Here is a 24363-nt window from a genome sequence, read left to right on the forward strand (position 1 = left end):
GTGTGTTTTATGGGTAGAAGACGGCGATGTGATAGCCGGAGGCTTTCAGCTGGTTCAGTTCGAAGAACAGTTTAACAGCTTGTTCAGTGTGCGGAGCGAAGCCCTTATCGAGCGGCACGTCGGGGCCGAGGTAATCACGCGGGGTGAATACGCGGCGCAGCACGGCCTTGTCGCTCGCATCGTCCAGCACCAGTTCGATGTGCGGCCAGCTTTGCGCCGTGGCGCTCTGGTTACGCAGCAGGGTGTTGAACGAGAAGGTGGTGTCGCTCAGGGTTTGCAGTTCGCCCTGTTCGATGTTCAGATCGTCGATCTGGGCCGGCAGTTCGATTTTGCAGCCCAGTGCATTGCAGGCTGCCGTCAGCGCCGGCTTCAGAGGCGGCATGGCTGCGGCGAGCTGGTTGCGGAAGGTGGTCACGCCTTGTACGCCCAGTGCACCGACCAGCGCGACGCTGCCCAGCGCCATGGCGATGCTGATGGCTTTGCCGTATTTCTGGCGGCGCCGGTCGCTCTTGATAAAGCCCGGTTCCTCGCCCGCTGCTTGGTCGGCAGCCGCTTCGGTGGTGCGGGCCGGTTGCAGCAGCAGGTCGGCCTCGGCACCAGCCTGTGTCGGGGGATTGTTGCTGGCGGCCTGTTTGCTGGCGGAGGAGAGCTCCACCAGCGTATCGTCATCGTCGTCCAGTGCGTGCAGATCGACCGCAGACGCGGCCGGCGCGTTGAAGGATGGTTCCGGCATTAGCGGGGCGTCGAAACTCGGCTCGATGCGCTCACTGGCGCTGCTGGCCTTGGGCGCGTCGCCGGAGGTCTCGGCGGGGGCGCCGATGCTGCGCTCCATCACGGCCAGTTCGGCAGCCAGTGCTGCTTCCAGCTCGGCATCCGACATGGTTTCTATCGCCAGCTGCTCTTCCAGCGCGGGATGATCCGCCATCGCGGGACCAGACTGGGCTTCCGCTGCTGGCGGCCAGCTATCCGTCTGCGCCGGGCTGGCTGGTTCGGTGTATGGTTCCGGCTCTGGTTCTGGCTCCAGAGCCAGCATCAGTTCAGGTTCGGCTGGTGCCAGCTCGGGCTCCGGTTCCGGTTCCAACTCCGGCGCTGCGGGCGCTGGCTCGACCGGTGCGACTGGCGCTGCTTCGGATTCGATGTCCAGATCGAGTTCCAGTGGCAGGTCGATAGCATTGGGCAGGCTGGCCGGGGCCGGCGGTAATTCCAGCGGATCGGCGATTGCTTCGGTCGCTGCAGCGTACATGGCCTGTGCCGCAGGATCGCCTTCGTGGCTATCGAGCTCGATGGCGGTATCCAGTTCCAGCGCTGCTTCGGTATCGGCAGCTTCATCCTGCAGTGCTTCCGCTGCGCGTATGTCGAGCGCGTCCATTTTGGCGTCAAATGGCGTCTGCTGCGGCAAGGGCGCAGGCGTAGGCTCGGGAGCAGGGATAGGCGCAGGCTCAGGTTCCGGCGTAGGCTCAGGCTCGGTTTCGAACGGCGCATCATGGCCATCGTCGACCGGCAGAACGGGTAAATCAGAAAGATTGCTGTCTGCAGCGGCAGGAGCCATGCTGAGTTCTGGCGCTGCTGGCGCCGGAGTAGGCGCAGGTGCTGCTACAGAAGGTGCTACGGATGCTGCTGCAGGCGCAGCAGGCAGGGGAGCGGCAGCGGGCGGCGCGAGTAGCGCCGCATTGCCGTCAAAGACTTCGTTACAGGAGCCGCAGCGTACTATGCCCCCACGTAATTTCAGCTGGTCGTGAGCGACCCGAAATACCGTGTTGCAGTGGGGGCATTTAGTGGCGAGCGCCATTGCTGTGGTTAGCGTGCCGCTGGAACCACATCACTGCCGAGGCGGCCATGCAGCGCCACCCAGCCATCCTGTTCCGCCCACACGCCCAGCTTGATGAACGGGGCGTAGGCAGCTGCCACTTCTTCCGCCTGACGTGCCAGCACGCCGGACAGGATCAGCGAACCACCTTCGGCCACGCGGCCCGACAGCATAGGTGCCATCAGTTTCAGCGGGCTGGACAGAATGTTCGCCACCACGATATCGAAACGCTGCGTCGCATATTGCGAGGTAGCGAAGCTATCGGGCAGGAAGTAGTCGATCTCGCACTGGTTGCGCAGCGCGTTATCCTTAGCCGATTCGATGGCTTGCGGATCGATGTCCACACCAGCCACCGTGCCGGCGCCGATCTTCTTGGCCACCATGGCCAGAATGCCGGAACCGCAACCGTAGTCGAGCACGGTTTTACCCGGTGCCGGATGGGCTTCCAGCCATTCCATGCACAGACGGGTGGTCGGGTGGCTGCCCGTACCGAAAGCCAGACCGGGGTCCAGTTCCAGGATCAGGGCGTCAGGATCCGGGGCTTCGTGCCAGCTAGGCACTACCCAGATATTCTTGCCGATGTGAATAGGCGCAAACTGCGACTGGGTCAGACGCACCCAGTCCTGCTCTTCCACTTTGCGGGTGGTGAAGCGGGGCAAGGTCTGCAGGCCGATCTGGGCGGCGGCTGCGCCCACGATCAGCGCGTGATCATCGTCCTCGTTGGTCAGGGCGACCACGCGGCTGTGATCCCAGGCCGCTTCGGTCGGTTCCATGCCCGGCTCGCCGAACAGCGGTTTTTCCGCGTCGGTGCCTTCGTCTGCATCCTCGACGGAAACCGACAGGGCGCCGACATCCATCAGCGCTTCCGACAGGGTTTCCGCGTGGTCGCGGGCGATTTCGATGACGATTTCAGTCCAGCTCATGTTTATGCTTGTGCCTTGTTACTCAAACTCAGTTTGTGCAGATCCGGCATATCGGCCAGTTTCTGCTCCAGATAATGGATGTTCGTACCACCTTCGATGAAACGGGCATCAATCATCAGTTCGCGGTGCAGCGGGATGTTGGTCTGGATACCTTCGACCACCATTTCCGACAGCGCGATCTGCATGCGACGGATAGCCTGTTCACGGGTTGCGCCGTAAGCGATCACTTTGCCGATCATCGAATCGTAGTGCGGTGGTACATAATAACCTGCATACGAGTGCGAGTCGACGCGTACGCCCGGACCGCCCGGTACGTGCCATGCCGTGATACGGCCCGGCGACGGCGTGAACTTGAACGGATCTTCCGCGTTGATACGGCATTCTACCGCGTGACCGGACAGCATCACGTCGCGCTGACGGAAGCGCAGCTTCTCGCCGGCGGCGATGCGGATCTGTTCCTGCACGATGTCGATGCCGGTAATCATTTCCGTTACCGGGTGTTCCACCTGCACGCGGGTATTCATTTCGATGAAGTAGAACTCGCCGTTTTCGTACAGGAACTCGAAAGTACCTGCGCCACGGTAGCCAATCTTGCGGCAGGCTTCAGCGCAACGATCGCCGATTTTCTCGATCAGTTTGCGTGGGATGCCCGGTGCCGGCGCTTCTTCGATGACCTTCTGGTGGCGGCGCTGCATCGAGCAGTCGCGTTCGCCCAGCCAGACGGCGTTTTTGTGTTCGTCGGCCAGAATCTGGATTTCCACGTGACGCGGATTTTCCAGATACTTCTCCATGTAGACTTCCGGATTGCCGAAGGCAGCACCGGCTTCCGATTTGGTCATGGCCACGGCATTGATCAGCGCAGCTTCCGTATGCACCACGCGCATACCGCGGCCACCACCACCACCTGCGGCCTTGATGATCACAGGGTAGCCGACTTTGCGGGCAATCTGCACGATCGCCTTAGGATCGTCTGGCAAAGCGCCATCCGAACCGGGCACGCAAGGCACGCCGGCGCGGATCATGGCCTGCTTGGCCGACACTTTGTCGCCCATCATGCGGATCGAATCCGAGCGTGGACCGATGAAGACGAAGCCGGATTTCTCCACGCGCTCGGCGAAGTCGGCGTTTTCCGACAGGAAGCCGTAGCCCGGGTGAATAGCTTCCGCATCCGTCACTTCAGCGGCGCTGATAATCGCCGGCATATTGAGGTAGCTCAGGCTCGATGGCGCAGGCCCGATACAGACCGACTCATCAGCCAACTTCACGTATTTGGCGTCTTTGTCGGCTTCCGAGTGCACTACAACGGTTTTGATGCCCAGTTCGCGGCAAGCGCGCTGAATCCGAAGGGCGATTTCGCCACGATTGGCGATGAGGATTTTTTCAAACATGATAGGTTCGCTAGGTCTGTGAGTACCGGTCGCGCCGGTGACGTCAGGTAGAGGAGGGAAGGCGGACCAAGCCGGTCAGCCCGCCACCAGCAGGGGCGGGCAGGAACCGGTCTTAGCCTATCACAAACAGCGGTTGGCCGAATTCGACCGGTTGGCCGTTTTCGACCAGAATCTGGGTAATGGTGCCGGCTTTGTCGGCATCGATTTCGTTCAGCAGCTTCATCGCTTCGATGATGCACAGGGTGTCGCCTTCTTTCACGGTGGCGCCCACTTCAACGAAAGCTGGCGAGCCCGGAGCGGACGAACGGTAGAAGGTGCCGACCATAGGCGACTTGACCACGTGGCCAGTCGGTTCGGCGGCCACAGCGGCAACCGGAGCGGCAGCGGCGGCAGCGGCCACTGGGGCGGCAGCAGGGGCGGCGTGGTATTGAGGCATGCTTTGCGGCTGCATCATGACCATCTGATTTTGTGGCATGGCGGACGACTTGACGATGCGAACTTTGCTTTCGCCTTCGGTCACTTCGAGTTCGGCGATGTCCGATTCTGCGACCAAATCAATCAAGGTCTTCAGCTTGCGTAGATCCATGTAACCCCCAGGAATGTCTTTGATTAGTGTAATGAGCGACCCGGCCTTTTGAGCTAAATCGCAGCGGTTGCGCGCAGATTGCGTAGGTTATCGCTTTTTAAGAACGAAGTCGATGGCAAACCGATATCCTTCGATACCCAGTCCGCAGATCGTACCCAGTGCGATCGCGCTAAGAAAAGAGTGATGGCGGAACGATTCCCGTTGATAAATGTTCGAGATGTGTACCTCGACAAACGGTATCGCCACGCCCGCCAGTGCGTCGCGTAACGCCACGCTGGTGTGTGTCAGTCCTCCCGGATTGATAACGATGGCCTCCACTCCCTCGGTGCGGGCTGCGTGGATGCGGTCTATCAATGCGCCTTCGTGGTTGCTCTGAAAACAGGACAGGCTGGCACCGGCCGCCGCAGCCTGAGCTTCGGCAGCGCGTTCGATGTCGGCCAGCGTCTGCACGCCGTAAACCTCAGGTTCGCGCGTGCCTAACAAATTCAGGTTAGGACCGTTGAGCAGTAACAGCTTAGTTGCCATGGTTTCAGGACCGTTTTCCGCGAAAGTTCCGCATTTTGCCGCCAACCGCCGGCAATGGCAAGAAAAAAAAACTCATGAAACTAGTTAAAGACTTGCTAAATCCTTGCGCAACTCGTCGAATTTGAGGCGGCCCAGATAGGTCTTCTTGACCTGACCATCGGCGCCGATCAGAACCGTATAGGGCAGGCCGCCGGCACCGTTGCCGAACTGGCGCGACAGCTCGGTTCCGGCCATGCCGGCCACGAAGACCGGATAGCTGATTTTAAACTTGTTGCTAAAATCGGCGATATTTGTTGCCGAATCAATACCAATTCCGATAACTTGCAGCTTCTTGCCCTCTTCTCCGGCGGCCAGTGCCGACAGCTCCGGCATCTCCTGCACACAGGGGGCGCACCACGGTGCCCAGAAATTCACCAGCATGGCCTTGCCCTGATACTGGGATAGTGCATGGGTTTTGCCGGCCGCATCAGGCAGGCTCTGCTTATATAGTTCGGCTACCGGACCTGTCACACCGGCCGGCATGGTGGTGGTCAGCGGCGGTGCTGGCTCTTTCTTATTCATGCCGACATAGGCGCCGGAAGCACCAAATAACAAAGCGACAACAGCATAAGCAGCCAGATGTTTTTGATTCATGATAAGTTTTATTCGTTAGTTGTTTGATCGGTACTAATATTATCGTGGGTAGTATTAATTAGTAGGGCACGTACACTATCCAGATCGGCTCGCATGATTTTGCCATCCGCGCGGCTTTTCACGGCACCCCGCAAATCATCCAATTCATACAATTCCGCGTGCACGCCTTCCTTGTGCCACATAAAACTGACGGTTTCGACCATGCCGAAGCGGGGCCCTTTGAAGTGGGGTGTCTCGGAAATGTCAATTTGCAAATTCTTATTGAGCAGGAAGATTTCCACTTCCTTGGCGCTGTCGGCAAACAGTTGCAAATGGATGTCGTCGTGCGGGCCGGCCGTGCCATTTAATACAGAGCCCGTCAGGTGCGGCTGGTAGGCCGACAGCTTTTCCATGATTTCCACCGCCAGCGTGCGCAGCCGGAATAAGCGCGCGGGCTGGGTGTTGCTATGAAATAAAGACTGGTAAAGCCGGACTTCGGCTTCGATCTGCGCGTGATCAGGTAATAGATTAGGCGGCGGCTGGGTATCGCCCAGAATCTGGCGCGCCGCCTTGCGTTTGGCACTGTTGTAGTCAGCGCCATCCTGCGCGATCAGGCGTGCCGCCGCAGCAGCAATCTCGGCACGCAAAAGCAGGACTTCGGGAATTCCATGTGCAGTCATGAACGTGATCATACTCTGAACCGGGAAAAGGGCGGCAGGTCGGGTAAAATCTCATCTTCTGTTGGCCTTCATATTAATTACTTTAGTTCCGGTTCTCGCTTTATGCACATTCACATACTTGGTATCTGCGGCACTTTCATGGGTGGTCTTGCTGTTCTGGCAAAAGAGGCGGGGCACCGCGTGACGGGCTGTGATGCCAATGTCTACCCGCCTATGAGCACGCAATTGCAGGCGCAAGGCATAGAACTGATACAGGGCTTCGGACCGGAACAGGTGGAACTCAAGCCTGATCTGTATGTAATCGGTAACGTGGTTTCGCGCGGCAATCCGCTGATCGAGGAAATCATGAACCGCGGCCTGCCCTTCGTTTCGGGGCCGCAGTGGATAGGCGAACATATATTAAAGGACCGCTGGGTGCTGGCCGTGGCTGGTACGCACGGCAAAACCACCACCTCGTCCATGCTGACGTGGATACTCGAAGATGCCGGTTACGCGCCGGGCTTCCTGATCGGCGGCGTGCCGATGAACTTCGGCGTGTCGGCCCGCATGCAGGGCGACAAGGATTCCATCTTCTTCGTGATCGAAGCCGACGAATATGACACGGCCTTCTTCGACAAGCGCAGCAAGTTCGTGCACTACCGCGCCAAGACCGCGATTCTGAATAATCTGGAATACGATCACGCCGACATCTTCCCCGATCTGGGTGCCATCGAAACCCAGTTCCACCATCTGGTGCGCACTGTGCCCGGCATCGGCCGCGTGATCGTGAATGCCGATCAGGATTCGCTGCAGCGCGTGATCAAGCGCGGTTGCTGGAGCGAGCGCGAAGGCTTTGGTGCCAGCGAGACGGCAGACTGGCGCATGAAGGAATACGACGATGGCAGTTTCGATGTGATCTTCCAAGGCGAGGTAGCAGGCCACGTGCAGTGGCAACTGACGGGACAGCACAATCGCAACAACGCGCTGGCAGCCATCGCTGCGGCGCGCCATGTCGGCGTGCCGGTGGCGCAGGCGGCGGCGTCGCTGGCCCGCTTCGAGAACGTCAAGCGTCGCATGGAAGTGCGCGGTGTGGTCAACGGCGTGACCGTGTATGACGACTTTGCCCACCACCCGACGGCAATCGAAACCACCGTGGGCGGCCTGCGCCAGAAGGTGGGTGTGGATACCCGCATCCTCGCTGTACTGGAACCGCGCTCGAACACCATGAAACTGGGCGCGATGAAAGATGCATTGCCGGGCAGCCTGCATGCGGCCGATCTGGTGTTCGGTTACGGCAGCGAAGCAGCGCTGGGCTGGAGTCTGGGCGACACGCTGGCACCGCTGGGCGACAATGCCAGCGCCTACGATGATATCGACACGCTGGTAGCGGCCATCGTCAAGGCGGCCCGCCCCGGTGACCAGATACTGGTCATGAGTAACGGCGGCTTCGGCGGCATCCACGGCAAAATCCTCGCGGCGCTGCCTCAATGATTCTCTATCTGCACGGATTCCGTTCCTCGCCGCGCTCCATGAAGGCGCGCCTGATGGCCGAGCGCATGGCGGCGCTGGGGCTGGAACAGCAATGGCTATGTCCGCAGTTGCCCGCATCGCCCAAACTGGCGATGCAACAGGTGCTGGCGCTGATTGAAGGCGTGCCGGCCAGCGAACTGCGTATCGTCGGTTCTTCGCTGGGCGGTTATTACGCCACCTGGCTGGCCGAACGTCTGGGCTGCCCGGCTGTGCTGCTCAATCCTGCCGTGGTGCCGCTCAAGGATCTGGACAAGCACGTGGGCGTGACCACGGCCTACCACTCGGACGAGCCGTTCGAGTTCAAGCGCGAATATATCGATGAACTGCGCGCGCTGGCCGTCGCCAAAATTACTGAGCCGCAGCGCTATCTGCTGCTGGCCGCAACCGGCGACGAAGTGCTCGACTACCGCGACATGGTGGCCCACTATGCCGGGGCGCAGCAGCACATCATCGACGGTAGCGACCATGGCATTAGCGAATTTGCCGACTATCTCGATGAAGTGCTAGCCTTCTGCGGTATCGGAGCAAAGTCTTGAAGCATACTCTGACGCCTGCGCGCAGCGCCTCGCTGCGCCAGACCCGCTGGCAGCCGCACGTGCTGGCGCTGAATGCTCCGGCCGCGCTGCGTCCGTGGCTGACGGAAGATGGCTCGCTCACGGCACGCCTGAAAGCTCACAGCAGCAGCTTCCGTGTGCAGTGTCTGCACCAGCAGACTGCCCTGTGCCTGAACGATGAAGCGGCCAGCATCGGCATGCATAGGGCAGGGCGGGTGTGGGAGCGCGAGGTGCTGCTACGCTGCGATAATACGCCTGTGGTGTTTGCCCATACTGTGGTGCCGATGTCGGCCACGGCCAGCGACTGGCCATTATTCAGTGCGCTGGGCGAACGCTCGCTGGGCACCACGCTGTTCGGCGATCCGCAGGTACGGCGCGGCGAACTGGAATTTGCCCGTCTGCGTGCGGGCCATCCGCTGGCGCTGCGCGCGCGCAAGGCGCTGGGGCTGGATGGTCCTGATGTTGCGGCGGCTGCTGGCGCAGATGAACTGATACTGTATGCGCGCCGCTGCCTGTACCGGCGACGGCAGGGCAGTCTGCTGGTGACGGAAGTGTTCCTGCCCTCCGTGCTGGCGCTGCTGCCGCAGCAGACAAGTAAATAAGCAAGCAATAACGATAGCAACAACGAATCAACCCTACAGAAAAACAGCAATGAATTTATTCTTCGAAGAATCCGGCGATTTCAAGGTCGGCACCATGATGACGCAGGCTGGCGAGGCCTATCAGGTTGAAATGGCCAGCGGCAAGCGTACCAAGGTCAAGGCCAAGGACGTGCTGCTGCAGTTCGAAAAGCCGGCACCGGCCGAACTGATGGAGCAGGCCAAAACCATCGCCGCCGAGATCGACCTCGATTTTCTGTGGGAAGTGGCCGGTGAAGAGGAATTCGGTTTTGCCGAACTGGGCGCCGAGTACTTCGGCCATGCGCCACTGCCAGCCGAAGCAGCGGGCCTGATCCTGTGCCTGCATTCCTCACCCATCTATTTCTACAAAAAAGGCCGTGGCCGTTACAAGGCGGCGCCCGAGCAATCGCTGCGCGCTGCGCTGGCCGGCATCGAGAAGAAGAAACAGCAGGCGCTGATACAGGCCGGCTATGTCGATCAGCTGAAAGCCCAGCAACTGCCGGAAGCCATGCAGAGCATGGTGCTGCAACTGCTGTTCAAGCCGGACAAGAACACCATCGAATTCAAGGCGCTGGAAGCGGCGGCCAATGAACTGCACACCACGCCGCAACGTCTGATGCTGGCCGTGGGTGGCGTGGCATCGCCTAAAGCGCTGCATATGGCGCGCTTCCTGTTCGAGAACTTCCCCCGTGGCGCCGGCTTCCCTGAAGTGCCAGTGCCGCAGGCACCAGCAGGCCTGCCGGTGGCCGATGTACAGGCTTTCTCGATCGACGACGTGACAACTACCGAAATCGACGATGCCTTCTCCGTCACCATGCTGGATGAGGGCAAGGTCAAAATCGGTATCCACATTGCGGCGCCGGGTCTGGGCATCAAGCCGGACGACGCCGTGGACAAGCTGGCGCGTGCGCGCATGTCCACCGTGTATATGCCGGGCGATAAGATCACCATGCTGCCGGACGCCGTGGTGGAAGCGTTCACGCTGGCCGAAGGTAAAACCTGCCCGGCGCTGTCGCTGTATGCCACGCTGAATATGGCCGACTGGTCGGTGCTGTCCACCGAAACCCGTGCGGAACTGGTACCGATTGCGAACAACCTGCGCCACAACGATCTCGATGATTTGGTCAACGAAGAGACGCTGGCCAGTGGCGAGGGCGAGTACCCGCACAAGGAATCGCTGCGCCTGATCTGGCAATGGGCGCAGGTGCTGGAAGCGGCCCGTATGATCAAGCGCGAAGCGTGGGGTCTGAAGCCGGAACAGAACAACCGCGTCGATTTCAACTTCTATGTGGAAGACGATGTGGTGACGGTGAGCCGCCGCAAGCGTGGCGCGCCGCTGGACAAGATCGTGGCCGAGCTGATGATCTTTGCCAACAGCACCTGGGGTAAGCTGATGCACGACCATGGCGTGCCCGGCATCTACCGTAGTCAGGGGCAGGGCGTGGGCGGCTGGGCTGCCAAGATGCAGGTGCGTATGCTGACGCACGCGGCACCCCATCAGGGGCTGGGCGTGGACCAGTATGCATGGAGCACCTCGCCGCTGCGCCGCTACACGGACTTGGTCAATCAATGGCAGATTCTGGCCTGCGCCGAGCATGGCGTAACGGCGCCGCTGGTGGCCAACTTCAAGCACAAGGATGCGAATCTGTTCGCCATCGTGTCGCAGTTCGATGCAGCGTATGCCGCCTACAACGATCACCAGTCCACCATGGAACGCTACTGGTGTCTGCGCTGGCTGGGGCAGGAAAATGCCCGTCAGGTGGATGCCGTGGTGCTCAAGGACGAAGTGCTGCGTCTGGTCGATATTCCGCTCATCATCCGTCTGCCGGGCATGCCGCAGGTGGCGCGTGGTCTGCAGGTCAAGCTCGATATTCTGCGCTGGGACGAAGTGGACCTGAGCATCGAAGCCCGTATTCTGGAAATACCGGCCGCCGATGCGGCACCAGCCGATGCCGATCTGGACTTCGAAGACGACGAAGCACCGGAAGAAGCCGTGGATGCGCCGGAACTGGCAGTGGAAGCGCAGGCCGAAGCCGGCGCCGAAACGCCGGCCGAAGGCGAAGCTGCAGCCGATGCTACAAATGGCGACAGCGACGGAGAGGATACGGCGCCAGCGGCCTAAAAAGCCGTTGTCGCGCGCCTGCTTTCACGTAAAATCAGCCCATATTATCTGCCTATAAAGCGCCAACCCTAGCTAGCGGCCCTGTGTGAAGTCCTTCCGAGAAAATCGCCTCCTGTATCTGGCCTGCGGCATATCGCTGCTGGCCCACGGTGCAATGCTGGCCGTGCGGCTGGTGGCGCCCGTTGCGGCGCCTGTGAAGCCGACCGATCCCGGGCTGGAAGTGATTCTGGTGAATGCCAAGCATAGCAAGGCGCCGCTCAAGGCCGACGCGCTGGCGCAGGCCAATCTGGATGGCGGTGGCACGGTTGATCAGGGCCGCTCCAAGTCGCCGATGCCCGACATGCGCAAGATGGAAACGGGCGACAGCATCAAGGCGGCCAAGCGCCGCATCGCCCAGCTCGAAGAACTGCAGCAAAAGCTGCTCACGCAGGCCAAGGTGGACACCCCGTTCGTGGCACCGCCCGTGACGGAAAAGAGCAAGCCTGACCCGACGCCTACGGGTGCCGACCTGCTCGACGCCAGCAAGGCGATAGCCCGCCGTGCAGCGGAAATCAGCGAAAGCATCGAAGACCAGAACAAGCGCCCCAAGAAAACCTTTATCACGCCGAGCACGCGCGGAGTGGGCTACGCCATGTATTACAAGGCGATCCAGAAGCGCATCGAGGATATCGGCACGCTCAATTTCCCGCAGGCGCGCGGGCGCAAGCTGTATGGCCAGCTAGTGCTGTCGATTCCGGTTTTTCAGGATGGCACCATCTACATGGCCGATGGCGGCATCAAGGTAGACCGCAGTTCCGGCAACCCTGAGCTCGATGCGGCAGCCGTGAACATCGTGCGCCGTGCCGCGCCGTTCGGCAAATTCCCGCCGAATATGCTGTCGAACGAAAAAGACGATCTGTGGGTGATCGTCACTACTTTCAAATTTACCCGCGAAGACAAACTACAAGCCGATTTAAGCGGCGGAGGACACTGATGGATCGCTACTGCGTTTTTGGCAACCCTATCGCCCATAGCAAATCGCCCGATATCCACGCTGCGTTTGCAGCCCAGACGGGGCAGCAGCTCAGCTACGAACGCCGGCTGGCGCCACTGGACGGTTTTGCCGCCGCAGTACAGGACTTCATCGCCGAAGGCGGCAAGGGCGCCAATGTCACCGTGCCGTTCAAACTCGAAGCGGTCAAGGTGGCGCAGGCGCTGACCATCCGTGCCCGTGCGGCCGGTGCCGTCAACACGCTGCACTTTACGGACGAAGGCATCATCGGCGATAACACTGATGGCGCCGGGCTGGTGGCCGATATCGTGCGCAATGCCGGTGTGCCGATTACGGGCAAGCGGGTGCTGCTGCTGGGTGCCGGTGGTGCAGCGCGCGGCGTGGTGCTACCTATACTGGAATACCGTCCGGCCCAGCTAGTGATTGCCAACCGCACCGTGGCGACGGCCGAAGCGCTGGTCGAGCAGTTTGCTGCGCTCGGTGGCGAGGGCGTGGTATCGGCCTGCGGCTATGCCGAAATTCAGGGGCAGTACGACATTATCATCAACGCCACTTCGGCCAGCCTGAGTGCCGAGCTGCCACCCGTGCCGGCCAGCGTGTTCGCGCCGGACGCACTGGCGCTGGACATGATGTATGGCGCCCAGCCTACCGTGTTCCTGCAGTTCGCGGCCCAGCATGGTGCGCGCCTGCGGGATGGACTCGGCATGCTGGTCGAACAGGCAGCGGAAGCCTTCAGCCTGTGGCGCGGAGTACAGCCGCAAACGGCGGCCGTGCTGAAGGCACTGCGGGAGCAGCTGTGAGCGCGGGCAAACGCGGTATCTGGCGCTGGCCGAGGTTGCTAAAGTGGTTGATACTGGCGCCGCTGCTGCTGTTTGCGCTGGTGCAGCTGTATTTCTTCGTGCAGATCTGGTGGTGGGTAGACCATAACCCGAGCACCACCAGCTTTATGCGCGCCCAGCAGGCCGCGCTGCGCGAAAAGAACCCCAAGGCGAATATCCAGCAGCTATGGGTGCCGTATGCGCGCATCTCGAATAACCTCAAGCGCGCCATCATCGCTTCGGAAGATGCCAACTTCTCCGACCACGACGGGGTGGACTGGGAAGCCATGCAGAAGGCCTATGACAAGAACGCCAAGAAGCACAAGGTGGTATCGGGCGGCTCCACCATCACCCAGCAGTTGGCCAAGAACCTGTTCCTGTCCGGCTCGCGCAGCTATCTGCGCAAGGGCCAGGAGCTGATCATCACCTATATGCTGGAAACCATGATGGAGAAGGAGCGCATCTTCGAAATCTACCTGAACGTGGTGGAATTCGGCACAGGTACCTTCGGCGCCGAGGCGGCAGCGCGGCATTACTACGGCGTGAGCGCGGCCAATCTGGGGCCGGCGCAGGCGGCCAAGCTGGCCGTGATGCTGCCGAATCCGCGCTTTTTCGACAAGCACCGCGACTCCAACTATCTGGCCAAGCGCACGGAAGTGATCCTGCGCCGCATGAATTCGGCCGAATTACCCTAGACGGGCAGAAAAAAGCACGGTAGGTGCGGAAATTCGCCTATACAGGCTGGCTTAGGCAGGGGCTTTGCGGGTACACTTGCGCTGTTTCCAGAAGGCTCGCGCACCCATGATTAATGTTTTCGTACTCCAGAACGGCCGGCTCAACCAGGTACCTATCGACACGCGCGCCGATCTGGAGCAGGTCGAACCGGTCTGGGTGGACCTGACCGACCCGACGGATGACGAACGCGCATGGGTCAAGACCATTTACGGCGTGACGCTGCCGGGCGAAGATGAAGTCAAGGACATTGAAGCCTCGGCCCGTTACTACGAAGCGGAAAACGGCGATCTGCACCTGCGCACCGACTTCCTGCTGGAAGAAGAGGATGGCCCTTCGCGCATCGTGACGGTGGCCTTCATCCTCGCGCGCAAAATGCTGTTCTCCGTGCATACCGACGATCTGCCCGTGTTCCGGCTGGTGCGTATGCGCGCCCGTTCGCGTCCCGGTTCGATTGCCGACTATATGGACGTGCTGCTCGACCTGTACGCCACCGACGCCGAATACTCGGCCGATGCGCTGGAAGGCATCTACCAGAATCTGGAAGAAGTTAGTGGCCGCGTGCTGCAGGAAGAATTCACTGACCAGGACGCAGCGGCTGCCCTGAACGCCATCGCTCACGAGGAAGACTTGAATGGCCGTATCCGCCGCAACATGATGGATACGCGCCGTGCCGTCAGCTTCCTGATGCGTGGCCGTTTGCTCAACTCCGAGCAGTTCGAAGAGGCGCGCCAGATTCTGCGCGATATCGAATCGCTGGACGGGCACACCTCTTTCCTGTTCGATAAGATTAACTTCCTGATGGATGCCACCGTCGGCTTCATCAACATTAACCAGAACAAGATCATCAAGATCTTCTCGGTGGCCAGCGTGGCCTTCCTGCCGCCTACCCTGATCGCCTCGATCTACGGTATGAACTTCAAGTGGCTGCCGGAACTGGAATGGTCGCTCGGCTATCCGTTCGCGCTGCTGCTGATGGTGACCAGCGCCATCGCCCCGTTCTGGTACTTCCGCCGGCGCGGCTGGCTGAAATAAGCCCTGTGTTCGAACTTTCAGTACTGTAATAAAGCTGGCCGGTTTTATCGCTTAAAATCGCGCCAGTGTCACTTTCCGGTCAAACGCATCGGGTATGCTGGCCATCGAAAGTGCGAACATGAACAAAAAACGGCAATTTTTCCCACGCCAGGTCGTGGAAGCCGGCGGTAACCGCTGGGACTGGGCTTTATTACCCATCGTATTGGCAGTCTTTGTGCTGATGGCCTATGGTAGCCAGCAGATGGCGCGCCCCTATGAACTGGGGCAGGCGCTGCCGCTGTCGCTAGACCCCAGTTATCTGCCTTACTATCTGCTGCGTACTACGCTGCGCATGTTTATCGCGCTGGGCGCCTCGATGGTGTTCAGCTGCGTGTTCGCGGCGCTGACCACCAAGTACCGGCTGGCGGAAAAAGTGCTGGTGCCGCTGCTAGACATTTTGCAGTCGATTCCGATTCTGGGCTTTTTGTCGATTACCGTGACGGCGTTCATCGCCCTGTTCCCCGGTAATCTGCTGGGCGTCGAATGCGCGGCCATCTTTGCCATCTTCACTTCGCAGGCTTGGAATATGGCCTTCTCGGCTTATCAGGGCTTCCGCACCGTGCCGGCCGAACTGTCCGAAGCGGCGCAGGTGTACCAGTTGTCGGGCTGGCAGCGTTTCTGGCGGCTGGAGCTGCCGTTCGCCATGCCCGGCCTGCTGTGGAATATGATGATGTCGATGTCCGGCGGCTGGTTCTTTGTGGTGGCTTCGGAAGCGATTTCCGTCTCGGGCCAGGATATCAAGCTGCCCGGCATCGGCTCCTACATCGCGCTGGCAATTGCGCAGAGCGATATGCACGCCATCGGCTGGGCGATTGCTGCCATGTTCGTGGCCGTGCTGATGTACGATCAATTGTTCTTCCGCCCATTGCTGGCGTGGGCCGACCGCTTCCGTTTCGAGGAAACAGGTAGCGACACGGCACAGCAATCGTGGCTGCTGACGTGGCTGCGCCGTACCGAGCGCACGCAAGCCATCGTGGCATGGTTTGGCGATCTGCTGGGTCGTTCGATTGCGCTGTTCCGGCTGGGCCATGATGGCACCTCGATCCGTGCGCGGCGCGATCAGCCTTCGCTGGTGCCGCAGCGCGTGTGGGATGCGGTGATTGCTGCCGTGGTGTTCTATGCGCTGTGGAGTCTGGGGCACTTCATCAGCACGGAAGTGGGCTGGAGCGAAGTGGGGCACGTGTTCGTACTGGGCCTGTACACGCTGGTGCGCGTCATCCTGCTGCTGGCGCTGGCCGCGCTGGTGTGGGTGCCGGTCGGTGTGTGGATAGGCATGAACCCGCGCTGGGCTTCGCGCACGCAGGCGGTGGCGCAGTTCCTTGCGGCCTTCCCGACCAATCTGGTGTTCCCGGTGGCGGTGGTGGCCATCGTGCGCTTCCACCTGAACCCGGATATCTGGCTGTCGCCGCTGATGATCCTCGGTACCCAGTGGTATCTGCTGTTTAACGTGATTGCCGGTGCTTCCACCATCCCGACCGAGTTGCGCCACGCGGCGCAGAACTTCGGCCTGACGGGCTGGCTCAAATGGCGCCGCTATCTGCTGCCGGCCATTTTCCCCAGTTTTGTGACGGGGGCGATTACGGCCACGGGCGGTTCGTGGAATGCCAGTATCGTGGCCGAGTATGTGAGCTGGGGACCGACCACGCTGAAGGCGCACGGCATCGGCAGCTATATTCAGGAGATGACCACGGCCGGTGACTTCCCGCGCATTGCGCTGGGCATAGGCGTGATGTGTATCTTCGTCATGGGCTTCAATCACTTTGTATGGCGCCGCCTGTACACGCTGGCCGAGAGCCGCCTGCACTTCTAGTGCGCTAACAGTATAAGTATCGGAATCGAATTATGAGCACTCCTATCGTCGAATTGAAAGCCGTCGGCAAGCATTTCCGTGGCGCCGATGGTTCTGCCCGTGCAGTGCTGGAAGGCGTGGACTTCACGCTGCATGAAGGCGAGATCGTGGCGCTGCTGGGCCAGTCCGGCTCAGGCAAATCCACCATGCTGCGGATTATGGCAGGGCTGATTCAGGCCGATGCGGGGCAGGTGCTGTATCGCGGCATGCCGCTGTATGGCACGGCACGCGGTATCCGCATGGTGTTCCAGTCGTTCGCGCTGTTCCCGTGGCTGACGGTGCAGAAGAATGTGGAGTTGGGGCTGGAAGCGCAGGGCATGCCGGCTGAAGAACGGGCGCGCCGCGCCGAAAAAGTGATCGACCTGATCGGCCTGTCCGGCTTTGAAGGCGCACTGCCGCGCGAGCTGTCGGGCGGCATGCGCCAGCGTGTCGGCATTGCCCGTGCGCTGGTGATGGAGCCGGAAGTGCTGCTGATGGACGAAGCGTTTTCCGCGCTCGATGTGCTGACGGGCGAGCGCTTGCGCGAAGAAATCCTCGAACTGTGGCAGTCGGGCCAGATCCCGACCAAAGCCATATTGGTGGTGTCGCACAATATCGAAGAAGCCGTGATGATGGCGGACCGCGTACTGATCTTCGCCAGCGATCCGGGCCGCGTGCGCGCCGAGTTGCCGATTTCGCTGCCGCAGCCGCGCAAGGCGGAAAGCAATGAAGTGCGCCAGCTGATCGACAAGGTGTACGAGCTGATGACGGCCGGTGCAGGGCGCCGTGGCCTGATCAGCGAGAAGGAAGTCAAGCTGCAACTGGGCGACCGTCTGCCGCAGGCCGGCATCGCCCACATGGAAGGCATACTGGAGCTGCTGGCCGAGGAACCCTTCCTGGGCCGTGCCGACCTGCCGCAACTGGCCGAAGAAACCGAGTTGACCGACGCGGAACTGTTGGAAGTGTTGAATGGCCTGATACTGCTGGGCTTTGCCTATCTGACCAACGGCGACATCCTGCTCACTGAGCTGGGCAGCAAATATGCGGCCGCCAGCAATACGGAGCGGCAGGAAATGTTCGGCCACCAGCTACTCGAGCATGTGCCGCTGATCGCCTACATCTGCCATGGTCTGGAGCAGGACAAGTCGGGCGACCTGCCGGAGGACCTGTTCCTCAAGCTGCTGCGGTTTACGCTGAGTGCGGAAGAAGCAGAAAAAGCGCTGCGTGTAGCGATCGAATGGGGCCGTTACGGCGACCTGTTCGAATACAACTTCAACACCGGCGTGATCCAGATGGCCAAGGAAGACGAAGAGGACGAAATCTAAGCTCGGGGTCAGGTCGGGCATTGGTGCAGAGTTCGCTTAGAACGTGGCGAGCCCTGCGCCAACGCCCGACCTGACCCCTGCACTTTGCCCGACCTGACCCCGGCGGGGTTACAGTTTTTTGAAGACGCGTGCGGCGGCGGCGATGGTTTCGTCGATTACGGCATCGGTGTGCTGGGCCGAGACGAAGCCTGCTTCGAAGGCGGCCGGTGCGAAGTACACGCCTTCGTCCAGCATGGCGTGGAAGAATACGTTGAAGCGCTCGCGGTTACCGGCCATCATTTCAGCGTAGTTGTTGGGCGGGGTGGCGCTGAAGTACAGGCCGAACATGCCGCCGATGGCGTCGGCGCAGAATTCGATGCCGGCGTCTTTGGCAGCCTGGGTCAGGCCGGCCGCCAGACGGCTGGCGCTGGCGCTCAGGCGGTCGTAGAAACCGTCTTCCTGGATCAGCTTCAGCGTGGTCATGCCGGCCGCCACGGCGACCGGATTGCCCGACAGCGTGCCGGCCTGATACACGGCACCGAGCGGCGCCATTTTGCTCATCAGGGCTGCGCTGCCGCCGAAAGCTGCCACCGGCAGGCCGCCGCCGATCACTTTACCGAGTGCCGTCAGGTCCGGCTTGATGCCGTACAGTTGCTGGGCGCCGCCCAGTGCCACGCGGAAGCCGCACATCACTTCATCGAAGATCAGGATCGCGCCGTGCTTGGTGCACAGGTCGCGCAGGGCTTGCAGGAACTCGGGCGTGGCCTTGATCAGGTTCATATTGCCGGCCACTGGCTCGACGATCACGCAGGCGATTTCGTCGCCGTAGGAGGCGAAGGCGTCTTCGATCTGCTGCACGTTGTTATAGTCGAGCACCAGCGTGTGCTTGACGAAGTCTTCCGGCACACCGGCCGAAGTCGGGTTGCCGAAAGTGAGCAGACCGCTGCCAGCCTTCACCAGCAGGGCGTCGGCGTGCCCGTGGTAGCAGCCTTCGAATTTGATGATCTTGTCACGACCGGTAGCGCCACGGGCCAGACGCAGCGCGCTCATGGTCGCTTCCGTGCCCGACGAAACCAGACGTACCTGTTCGATCGATGGCACCAGTCGGCAGATTTCTTCCGCCATCAGGATTTCGCCTTCGGTCGGCGCGCCGAACGACAGGCCGCGCGTCGCCGCTTCCTGCACGGCCTTGATCACGGTCGGATGGGCGTGGCCGACGATGGCCGGACCCCAGGAACCGATGTAGTCGATGTAGCGCTTGTCGTCGGCATCCCAGAAGTACGGGCCTTCGGCACGGGTGATGAAGCGCGGCGTGCCGCCTACCGAGCGGAAGGCGCGCACGGGCGAGTTGACACCGCCGGGCGTGGTTTTCTGGGCGCGTTCGAACAGCTGATCGTTCTTGGAAGTGGTAGTCATGATGGCGTCGTCGAGTTCAAATAGGTAAAGCTTGCTGGAGATGGAAAAAACGGTTGGGCACCAGTTTGCCCATACCGTAGCGCTGTGCATGGGCCAGCGCGCCGACAGTATATTCCTGCGCCGTGGCCACGGCGTCAACCGCGTCGGCGCCGCGCGCCATGAAGGCGGCAATGGCAGCCGACAGTGTACCGCCGGCGCCGATGAAGGGACCGGCCATGTGCTGCCAGGCGTCGTGGCTGATCAGCCCATCGGCGCCATACAGCGTGTTGGCCAGCGTGTTCGGTACCGCGCTTTCGCCTTGCGCTGCCGCGGCGCTGGTGCCGGTGACCAGCACGAATTCGCAGCCCAGAGCCAGCAGGTGGTCGATGTCCGACTCCATGCTCTCGTCGCCGCCTTCGCGCCAGGTTTCGGCCAGCCGGCCCAGCTCCACCTGCGATAGCATCAGCAGCGTGGCTTGCGGCACCAGTAGCTGGCGCACGGCCGTCATGACTTCTTCGGCATCGTCATCGGACAGGGCCGGCAGGCGCGAACTGAAGGGATCGAGGATCAGCGGGGCATCGGGATAGTCGGACAGGATTTCCGCAATCGCGGCCACCTGCTCGACATTGGTCAGCGCGCCCACCTTGAAGGCGGCCACGGTCATATCTTCCAGCAGCACGCGGGCCTGGTCGGAGACCCAGTCGGGATCGACTTCCTGCACGTCTTCGATGCGGGCACTGTCGCCGATCAGCAACGCGGTGGTGGTGCTCAGACCCGTGCAGGCCAGCGCGGAAAAAACCGCCAGATCGGCCTGCACGCCGGTAGCGCCGGCCGGATCGGCGGCGCCAAAGCTTAATATCAAGGGAGAAGTTTGGATTTGCACGGCGGGTAGATTAAGATACCTGATTCAGCATTTTACTAGATTGAAGGGTAGGCCAACGTGAGTAGCAATGAAACAACGCAGCCATTCAAGACGTGGATGTGCCTGATCTGCGGCTGGATCTACGACGAGCAGGCCGGCCTGCCGGATGAGGGCATAGCGCCCGGCACCCGCTGGGCCGATGTGCCGATGAACTGGAGCTGCCCGGAGTGCGGCGCGCGCAAGGACGATTTCGAGATGGTTGCCATCTGATGTCGCCGGGCCGGGATTTACGCCGATGGCGCCCCGCCTATGCTATGGTATGGCTATCCATCCAGCGTCTAGCGTGTAGCGTATGACTGCCTCTCCGTCCGCTCAAAATCTGATCATCATGGTGATCGACGATAGCAACACCATCCGTCGGTCGGCCGAGATTTTTCTGACGCAGGCCGGCTATCAGGTCGTGCTGGCCGAAGACGGCTTCGATGCGCTCGCCAAAATCGCCGATCATCAGCCGGCACTGGTGTTCTGCGACATACTGATGCCGCGCCTGGACGGCTACCAGACCTGCGCGCTGATTAAGAAAAGCGCCAAATTCCATGCCACGCCCGTGTTGCTGCTGTCTTCCAAGGATGGCTTGTTCGACCGCGCGCGCGGCAGTATGGTGGGCGCTGCTGCCTACCTGACCAAACCTTTTACCAAGGACAGCCTGCTGGCCGCCGTGCGCGAGCACACGGGCGCAACGCCGGCCACCGATCCGATAGTCGAGGCATAGCATGGCCATACACCACGTCCTGATTGTGGATGACTCGCCCACCGAGCGCTACTACCTGAGCGATATCCTGATCCGGCACGGCTATAGCGTGAGCACGGCCGAAACGGGCGAAGAGGCCATGCTGAAAATCCGCGCCAGCAAACCGGACTTGATCCTGATGGATGTGGTGATGCCGGGGGCGAACGGTTTTCAGGTGACGCGCGCCATCGCTCGTGACCCGGAGTTGAAAGATGTGCCAGTCATTATCTGTTCAAGCAAGAATCAGGAAACCGACAAGATCTGGGGGCTGCGCCAGGGCGCCTGCGCCTATCTGGTGAAACCGGTTGTAGCGGGCGAGCTGCTGGCGCAGATCGCTGCACTGGGCTGAAGATGGAAGCCAGCACGCCGGAACGCCGCAGCCGTCTGCGCCAGTATCAGGTGCAGCTGCTCGAACGTATGCAGGCTGCGAAGACCGGGCCGGCCAGCACGGGCCGCGAACTGGGCGTGATGATAGGCGGCCGGCACTGTCTGCTGGACTTGACCCAGATCAGTGAAATCGTGCCACTGCAGGCGCTGACGCCGGTGCCGCTGACACAGCCATGGTATCTGGGGCTGGCCAATATCCGTGGTCAGCTCACGGGCGTGGTCGAACTGGCCAGCTATCTGCATGGCCAGTTACCGGCGCCGACGGCATCGGGCCAGCGTGACATTACGCTGTCACCTGCGCTGAAGCTGCATTGCGCTGTGCGGGTGGAGGCGGTGCTGGGCTTGCGCTATCTGGCGGACATGGTGGCGCAGGACGATGCAGCGCACGCACCGCAGTGGTGCCGCCAGCAGTTCGAGGATAGCGAGGGCTGCCGCTGGAACCGGCTCGATCTGGCCCAACTGGTGCGCGAACCCGGTTTTCTGCAGGTAGGCTTATAAGAATTTTCAGGGATCAGGGGCGCTGCTCGGGCAGCGTCAGTGATGGTGATTGCAAGGAAAGGCGACCAAGATGGGGATATTCTCGCGCGGCACCCGGCCAGCCCAGCCAACGGTGGACGATGCTGGCGGCGATACGCTGATGATGGGGCAGGAGCCGGCCGCGGTCAGCGAGGGCGATGCACCTTTGCGGCTGCGCGATGCGCTGGTATTGCGCACGCCGGCGGCGGCTGCACCGCTCGACGCGGGCGGCAGCTTCCGCCTGCCGCTGATTGGCCACCTGCCTGCCCAGCGTCAGCTCAGTATTCTGTCGACCACGCTGGCCGTGAGCCTGCTGCTGAGCGTGGGCGCAGTCGCCCTGAATACCATCCATGGCGGCTATCGTTCTACCCAGACCCAGGTGGCCAGCGATGCTCTGGTGCACTCGCAACGGATAGGCAAGGCGGCATCGAGTGCCGTGCAAGGCAGCGAGGAAGGCTTCCGCCAGCTCGAACAGAGCCGCAAGGAGCTCAATGGCGCTTTCCATCTGATGCTGCGCGGCGGCAGTTATCAGGGGCGCGGGCTGGGCGAACCTATCGAAGCGCTGGCCCCCACGGTGGCGGCAGCGCGCAAGCAGTGGCAGGCTTCCGATCTGGCGGCCGGCACTATCCTGTTGCTCAAGAAGGACCTGAGCGGCGTGGAAAAGACGCTCAAGGAACTGAACGCCATGTCGCCGGACCTGCTGCAGCGTACCGAAGAAGTGCTGGCGCTGAAGGTGCAGCAAGGCGGAACGCCGCGCGAGATTGCGGCCTTGGGCAAGCTGACCATGCTGACCCAGCGCATGAGCCGCAATGCTGGCGAATTTCTCACCATGGGTGGCGTCAGTTCGGAAACGGCATTCCAGTTGGGGCGCGATACCACCGTGTTCCGCAATACGCTCGATGGCTTCCTGAACGGCAGCCCCGCGCTAGGCCTGAGCGCCGTGCATACGCCGGAATTGCGGGAAAAGATCGCCGGCCTGAAAGCGGACTTCGAGGATTACCAGAAGCTGGTCGCGGGCATACTCGACAAGCTGGATAAATTTAGCGCGGCGAAAAACGCCGAGCAGCTAATTTTCAATGACAATGAAGCGCTGCGCCAGCGCCTGAGCGCCCTGCAACAGGCCTACCGCGCGGAACAGGATGCACTGGGCCTGGCGTTCTGGCTGATGGTGGTGTGCGGCACGCTGACGTTGCTGCTGGCCGCCGCAATTGGCCGCGTGCTGCTGCTCGATTCGCTGCAGCGGGCCCGCAGTTCGGAGCGGCGCCGGCGCGAGGCTGAGGCCATGCGTCAGCAATCGCAGCAGCAGGAAGAGCAGGCCAAGGCGGCCAATGCACAGAATCAGGCGGCGATTTTGCGCCTGATGAATGAACTGCAGGAAGTGGCCGATGGCGACCTGACCGTGCAGGCGACGGTATCGGAAGACATTACGGGCGCGATTGCCGATTCGGTCAACTACACGGTGGAAGAGTTGCGCGGGCTGGTAGGACGGGTGACGGAAACGGCCGCGCAGGTGACGCAGGCCTCCAGTCAGGCGCAGAATATTTCCAGCGGCTTGCTGGCCGCTTCGCAGCAGCAGTCGCGCGAGATCATCGACGCTTCTGCTACGGTGGTGCAGATGGCGGACCAGATTAACGATGTGTCGCGTTCGGCCAGCGAATCGGCCGAGGTGGCACGCCAGTCGGTCGCCGCAGCCCAGCAGGGCGCGACGGCGGTGGCCAATGCCATCAAGGGCATGCACGAAATCCGCGAGCAGATACAGGACACGTCCAAGCGCATCAAGCGGCTGGGCGAATCGTCGCAGGAGATCGGCGAGATTACCGAGCTGATTTCCGATATCACTGAGCAGACCAATGTGCTGGCGCTGAATGCCGCCATTCAGGCTGCATCGGCCGGCGAGGCCGGGCGCGGTTTCTCGGTGGTGGCAGAAGAAGTGCAGCGGCTGGCCGAGCGCTCTGCCGGCGCGGCCAAGCAGATCGGGGCGCTGGTGCGCACCATCCAGACCGATACCCATGACGCCGTAGCCGCGATGGAAAAATCCACGCAGGGCGTGGTAGAAGGCGCACGCCTGTCCGATGCGGCCGGTGCCGCCCTGAACGACATTTCGCAAGTGTCGGACCGGTTGGCCGAACTGATTTCCGGCATTGCGCTGGCCACCGGCCAGCAGGCCACTTCGGCCAGCGGCGTGGCGCAGAATATCCAGCATATCCTGATGGTGACCGAGCAGACGCAGGAAGGTACCCAGCAGACCACTTTATCCATTCACAAGCTCTCAGTGCTGGCGCAGGAATTGAAGAATTCCGTCGCGCGCTTCCGCATCGCGACCTGATGCGCCCGTATTGA

The 24363-nt window shown here is 61.3% G+C and carries 24 protein-coding genes and 1 pseudogene; 15 read left to right on the forward strand and 10 right to left on the reverse strand.

The features are described 5' to 3' along the window. Positions 1-7: 7 nt before the first annotated feature. The 8 genes and pseudogenes from GM655_RS01575 to GM655_RS01605 all read right to left on the reverse strand — a co-directional run bounded on the left by GM655_RS01575 (position 8) and on the right by GM655_RS01605 (position 6521). On the reverse strand, positions 8-1549 hold the full coding sequence (locus GM655_RS01575) for a DUF3426 domain-containing protein (RefSeq protein WP_155434070.1): 1542 nt from the start codon (positions 1547-1549) through the stop codon (positions 8-10). Between the two features lie 138 nt (positions 1550-1687). Beyond that, positions 1688-1789, reverse strand: a pseudogene (locus tag GM655_RS23140) (MJ0042-type zinc finger domain-containing protein); the annotation flags it as partial. Positions 1790-1797: 8 nt separating this feature from the next. After that, positions 1798-2730, reverse strand: coding sequence for a 50S ribosomal protein L11 methyltransferase (gene prmA, locus GM655_RS01580; protein ID WP_155432879.1), 933 nt, complete (start codon positions 2728-2730; stop codon positions 1798-1800). A gap of 2 nt (positions 2731-2732) precedes the next feature. Next, entirely contained in the window at positions 2733-4118 is a 1386-nt protein-coding gene (gene accC / locus GM655_RS01585; protein ID WP_155432880.1) for an acetyl-CoA carboxylase biotin carboxylase subunit, read from the reverse strand. 112 nt (positions 4119-4230) lie between these two features. After that, positions 4231-4704, reverse strand: coding sequence for an acetyl-CoA carboxylase biotin carboxyl carrier protein (accB, locus tag GM655_RS01590; RefSeq protein ID WP_155432881.1), 474 nt, complete (start codon positions 4702-4704; stop codon positions 4231-4233). A gap of 87 nt (positions 4705-4791) precedes the next feature. After that, positions 4792-5229 (reverse strand): type II 3-dehydroquinate dehydratase, encoded by a 438-nt coding sequence (aroQ, locus tag GM655_RS01595; RefSeq protein WP_155432882.1) that lies wholly within the window; start codon positions 5227-5229, stop codon positions 4792-4794. A gap of 84 nt (positions 5230-5313) precedes the next feature. Further along, a complete protein-coding gene (locus tag GM655_RS01600; protein WP_155432883.1) occupies positions 5314-5862 on the reverse strand; it encodes a TlpA family protein disulfide reductase in 549 nt (182 codons plus the stop codon). 8 nt (positions 5863-5870) lie between these two features. Further along, complete coding sequence (locus GM655_RS01605) at positions 5871-6521, reverse strand: hypothetical protein (protein WP_155434071.1); 651 nt, start codon at positions 6519-6521, stop codon at positions 5871-5873. 138 nt (positions 6522-6659) lie between these two features. Between GM655_RS01605 and mpl the strand changes: the two genes are divergently transcribed. From mpl to GM655_RS01655, 10 genes are all read left to right on the forward strand, one after another. Then, positions 6660-7991, forward strand: a complete 1332-nt coding sequence (mpl, locus tag GM655_RS01610) for a UDP-N-acetylmuramate:L-alanyl-gamma-D-glutamyl-meso-diaminopimelate ligase (RefSeq protein ID WP_229632332.1) — start codon at positions 6660-6662, stop codon at positions 7989-7991. Next, the gene (locus tag GM655_RS01615) at positions 7988-8566 is read left to right on the forward strand and encodes a YqiA/YcfP family alpha/beta fold hydrolase (RefSeq protein WP_155432885.1); all 579 of its coding nucleotides are present in this window, start codon (positions 7988-7990) and stop codon (positions 8564-8566) included. Before mpl ends, GM655_RS01615 begins: the two co-directional genes overlap by 4 nt. Beyond that, the gene (locus GM655_RS01620) at positions 8563-9186 is read left to right on the forward strand and encodes a chorismate--pyruvate lyase family protein (protein WP_371866679.1); all 624 of its coding nucleotides are present in this window, start codon (positions 8563-8565) and stop codon (positions 9184-9186) included. Before GM655_RS01615 ends, GM655_RS01620 begins: the two co-directional genes overlap by 4 nt. 49 nt (positions 9187-9235) lie before the next feature. Further along, positions 9236-11326, forward strand: coding sequence for a ribonuclease catalytic domain-containing protein (locus GM655_RS01625; protein ID WP_155432886.1), 2091 nt, complete (start codon positions 9236-9238; stop codon positions 11324-11326). 85 nt (positions 11327-11411) lie between these two features. Continuing rightward, on the forward strand, positions 11412-12299 hold the full coding sequence (locus tag GM655_RS01630; RefSeq protein WP_371866680.1) for an energy transducer TonB family protein: 888 nt from the start codon (positions 11412-11414) through the stop codon (positions 12297-12299). Further along, positions 12299-13117, forward strand: a complete 819-nt coding sequence (gene aroE, locus GM655_RS01635) for a shikimate dehydrogenase (protein ID WP_155432887.1) — start codon at positions 12299-12301, stop codon at positions 13115-13117. The genes GM655_RS01630 and aroE overlap by 1 nt, the downstream gene beginning before the upstream one ends. Next, positions 13114-13830, forward strand: coding sequence for a monofunctional biosynthetic peptidoglycan transglycosylase (mtgA, locus tag GM655_RS01640; RefSeq protein ID WP_371866681.1), 717 nt, complete (start codon positions 13114-13116; stop codon positions 13828-13830). Before aroE ends, mtgA begins: the two co-directional genes overlap by 4 nt. Before the next feature lie 106 nt (positions 13831-13936). Further along, positions 13937-14902: a magnesium/cobalt transporter CorA gene (gene corA, locus GM655_RS01645; protein ID WP_155432888.1), complete on the forward strand. Its 966-nt coding sequence runs from the start codon at positions 13937-13939 to the stop codon at positions 14900-14902. 118 nt (positions 14903-15020) lie between these two features. After that, complete coding sequence (locus tag GM655_RS01650; protein WP_155432889.1) at positions 15021-16751, forward strand: ABC transporter permease; 1731 nt, start codon at positions 15021-15023, stop codon at positions 16749-16751. A 32-nt stretch (positions 16752-16783) separates the two neighbouring features. Then, positions 16784-18094, forward strand: coding sequence for an ABC transporter ATP-binding protein (locus tag GM655_RS01655; RefSeq protein ID WP_155432890.1), 1311 nt, complete (start codon positions 16784-16786; stop codon positions 18092-18094). Positions 18095-18202: 108 nt separating this feature from the next. Here GM655_RS01655 and hemL read toward each other — a convergent pair whose 3' ends face one another. Together hemL and thiD are read right to left on the reverse strand one after the other, a co-directional pair. Further along, positions 18203-19489, reverse strand: coding sequence for a glutamate-1-semialdehyde 2,1-aminomutase (gene hemL / locus GM655_RS01660; RefSeq protein WP_155432891.1), 1287 nt, complete (start codon positions 19487-19489; stop codon positions 18203-18205). A 16-nt stretch (positions 19490-19505) separates the two neighbouring features. After that, positions 19506-20351: a bifunctional hydroxymethylpyrimidine kinase/phosphomethylpyrimidine kinase gene (gene thiD / locus GM655_RS01665; RefSeq protein WP_371866682.1), complete on the reverse strand. Its 846-nt coding sequence runs from the start codon at positions 20349-20351 to the stop codon at positions 19506-19508. Between the two features lie 96 nt (positions 20352-20447). Between thiD and GM655_RS01670 the strand changes: the two genes are divergently transcribed. The 5 genes from GM655_RS01670 (at position 20448) to GM655_RS01690 (ending at position 24349) form a co-directional block, all read left to right on the forward strand. Beyond that, complete coding sequence (locus GM655_RS01670; RefSeq protein WP_020701174.1) at positions 20448-20600, forward strand: rubredoxin; 153 nt, start codon at positions 20448-20450, stop codon at positions 20598-20600. Between the two features lie 82 nt (positions 20601-20682). After that, positions 20683-21102: a response regulator gene (locus tag GM655_RS01675; RefSeq protein WP_155432893.1), complete on the forward strand. Its 420-nt coding sequence runs from the start codon at positions 20683-20685 to the stop codon at positions 21100-21102. Between the two features lies 1 nt (position 21103). Beyond that, positions 21104-21469 (forward strand): response regulator transcription factor, encoded by a 366-nt coding sequence (locus GM655_RS01680; RefSeq protein WP_155432894.1) that lies wholly within the window; start codon positions 21104-21106, stop codon positions 21467-21469. A gap of 2 nt (positions 21470-21471) precedes the next feature. Beyond that, the gene (locus tag GM655_RS01685) at positions 21472-22005 is read left to right on the forward strand and encodes a chemotaxis protein CheW (protein WP_155432895.1); all 534 of its coding nucleotides are present in this window, start codon (positions 21472-21474) and stop codon (positions 22003-22005) included. 70 nt (positions 22006-22075) lie between these two features. Next, positions 22076-24349, forward strand: coding sequence for a methyl-accepting chemotaxis protein (locus GM655_RS01690; RefSeq protein ID WP_371866683.1), 2274 nt, complete (start codon positions 22076-22078; stop codon positions 24347-24349). Positions 24350-24363: the final 14 nt, after the last annotated feature.

The organism is Pseudoduganella danionis, assembly GCF_009720775.1.
Taxonomy (GTDB): Bacteria; Pseudomonadota; Gammaproteobacteria; order Burkholderiales; family Burkholderiaceae_D; genus Rugamonas; species Rugamonas danionis.